This is a genomic window from Rhodococcus sp. R1101, from assembly GCF_000278445.1.
Classification (GTDB): domain Bacteria; phylum Actinomycetota; class Actinomycetes; order Mycobacteriales; family Mycobacteriaceae; genus Rhodococcus; species Rhodococcus gordoniae.
Map to the genome: position 1 here is coordinate 1 of NZ_AJVB01000561.1, position 2,299 is coordinate 2,299.

The 2,299-nt window shown below is 66.2% G+C and carries 2 protein-coding genes and 1 pseudogene; 2 read left to right on the top strand and 1 reads right to left on the bottom strand.

Annotation, left to right across the window (positions count from 1 at the left end; genetic code table 11):
* Positions 1 to 461 (top strand): annotated as a pseudogene (locus R1101_RS28055) (PadR family transcriptional regulator); the annotation flags it as partial.
* A gap of 58 nt (positions 462 to 519) precedes the next feature.
* On the top strand, positions 520 to 2,007 hold the full coding sequence (locus R1101_RS0121580) for a DHA2 family efflux MFS transporter permease subunit (RefSeq protein WP_016935324.1): 1,488 nt from the start codon (positions 520 to 522) through the stop codon (positions 2,005 to 2,007).
* 103 nt (positions 2,008 to 2,110) lie between these two features.
* On the opposite strand, the gene R1101_RS0121585 is transcribed toward R1101_RS0121580, so the two are convergent.
* Positions 2,111 to 2,299 (bottom strand): pyrimidine/purine nucleoside phosphorylase (locus R1101_RS0121585; RefSeq protein ID WP_016935325.1); only part of this gene is annotated, 189 nt, incomplete at its 5' end.

A 2,299-nucleotide genomic window follows, 5' to 3' on the forward strand; every position in this document is an offset into this window, starting at 1 on the left:
AGGCCGTGCGCGCCCGCATCGCCGAGATCATCCGTCGACCGGCTCGCGAGTATCCGATATTCCCTCTCGGCCTCGCCGAATCGCACAATCTGCCGGCCGACGAGGTCGTCGCCCTGCTCGGTGAACGCATCGATCGTCTCGGGGACGATCTCGTCGAACTGGACGCCATCCGTGCCTGGGCCGTCGACAACGACGTGCCCCGGCGGTACTGGGTGGCCGTCGACTTCCTCCGCGACAGAACCGCTCACGAAACGGAATGGTTGCGGCGCCTGATCGGCGAGATCCGTGACGGCTCTCTCGCGTGGCAGAACTTCGACGCCGGAGGCGCGCGGATCCCGGACCCGCCTCGCGATCCCGGCCGCGACTGGAGCGCGGCGTTGACCGAGGAGACTCTCGCCGAATGGCGGAGAAGAAGCGCCGTAGGCGACCCGGGGCGGTCGCGGGCGTCGACCGAACCGTGACATCTCGAACCAATGGATCGCCGGTCGTGCTCGACCGGTACGGACAGGAACGACATCGATGAAAACCGAACGTAATCCGTGGTGGGGCCTGTCGGCCCTGGTGGTCGGGTTCTTCATGATCCTGCTGGACCTGACCATCGTTGCGGTGGCCAACCCGGCGATCATGACCGACCTGCAGGCAGACATCAATCAAGTCGTCTGGGTGACCAGCGCCTACCTGCTGACCTATGCGGTGCCCCTGTTGTTCACCGGTCGCCTCGGCGATCGGTTCGGGCCGAAGAACGTCTACCTCGCCGGCCTGGTCGTGTTCACCGCGGCATCGCTGTGGTGCGCGACCTCCGGCTCGATCGAAATTCTCATCGCCGCCCGCGCCGTCCAGGGACTCGGCGCGGCGTTGATGACGCCGCAGACGATGGCGATCATCACCCGCACGTTCGCGCCGGACAAGCGGGGTGCGGCCATGGGTCTGTGGGGCGCTGTCGCCGGCCTGGCCTCACTGCTCGGCCCCCTCGTCGGCGGTGTGCTGGTGGACTGGCAGGGCTGGAACTGGATCTTCTACATCAACGTCCCGATCGGTGTCGTGGCGTTCGCATCGGCGGCGTGGCTGGTGCCCAGCCTCGAAACCCAACCGCACAAGTTCGACGTCGTCGGTGTGATCCTCAGCGGTATCGGTCTGTTCCTGCTGGTCTTCGGAATCCAGGAAGGATCCAGCCGGGACTGGGACGTCTGGACGTGGGTGATGATCGTCGCGGGTATCGCGGTGATGGTGCTGTTCGTGGTCAATCAGGCCCGCAACAAGGGTGAACCGTTGGTGCCGCTGAGCCTGTTCCGCGACCGGAACTTCTCGATGTCGAACATCGCGATCTCGTCGATGGGCGCAGCCATGACCGCCCTGATGGTCCCGGCCTACTTCTATCTCGAGACCGTCCGCGGATTCTCCCCCACGCGAGCAGCCCTGATCTTCGCCCCGATGGCGATCGTCACCGGCCTGACCGCACCGCTCGTCGGCAAGTTCTCCGACAGGATGCCGCCGCGGGTCCTGCCCACCATCGGCTTCACGGTGTTCTCGGCGTCGGTCTTCGGCTTCGCGGTGCTGATGACGCCGGACAGTCCCATCGTGCTGTTCCTGATCATCGCCGCCGTTACCGGCGTGTCCAATTCCTGCATCTGGGCACCGCTGGCGTCGACCGCAACCCACAACCTGCCCATCCATCAGGCGGGCGCCGGTGCCGGCATCTACAACACCACCCGCCAGGTCGGTTCGGTGCTGGGCAGTGCCGCGATCGGTGCCTTGATCTCGTCGCGGATGGCCGCGCAGGGACTGGGCGAAGTGCAGACCGGCGAGGGAAGCAGCGCCGCGATGGGAAACGCTCTCCCGGAGCAGATCGCCGAGAAGTTCAGCACTGCGCTGAGCCAGTCGATGCTCCTGCCGGCGACGGTCCTGATCATCGGGATCGTGGCGTCGGCGATGTTCGTCGGTCACGCCTCGTCGCAGCGGAAGGCACAGACCGGAACCGAACCCGATCGGGCCGAGATCACCGGCTGAGCGGGGCTCCCTCGTAGCGATCGTCCGGTCCTGGGCGGCACGAATGGAGAGGCTCCCACCGAGTACCGCACTCGGTGGGAGCGTTTCGTCTGTCGAAGTGCGGTCAGCCGTAGTGGCAGACGTAGCTGACGGCTTCGGTGACCTCGATGTCGAATGAAGAATCGCCCGGCACCGAGAACGAATCGCCGGCACCGTAGGACGCCCATTCCTCACTGCCGGCCAGCCGGACGCGGCACGCGCCGCTGTGCAGCTCCATGACCTCCGGCGCGGCGGTTCCGAAGTTCAGGGTGGC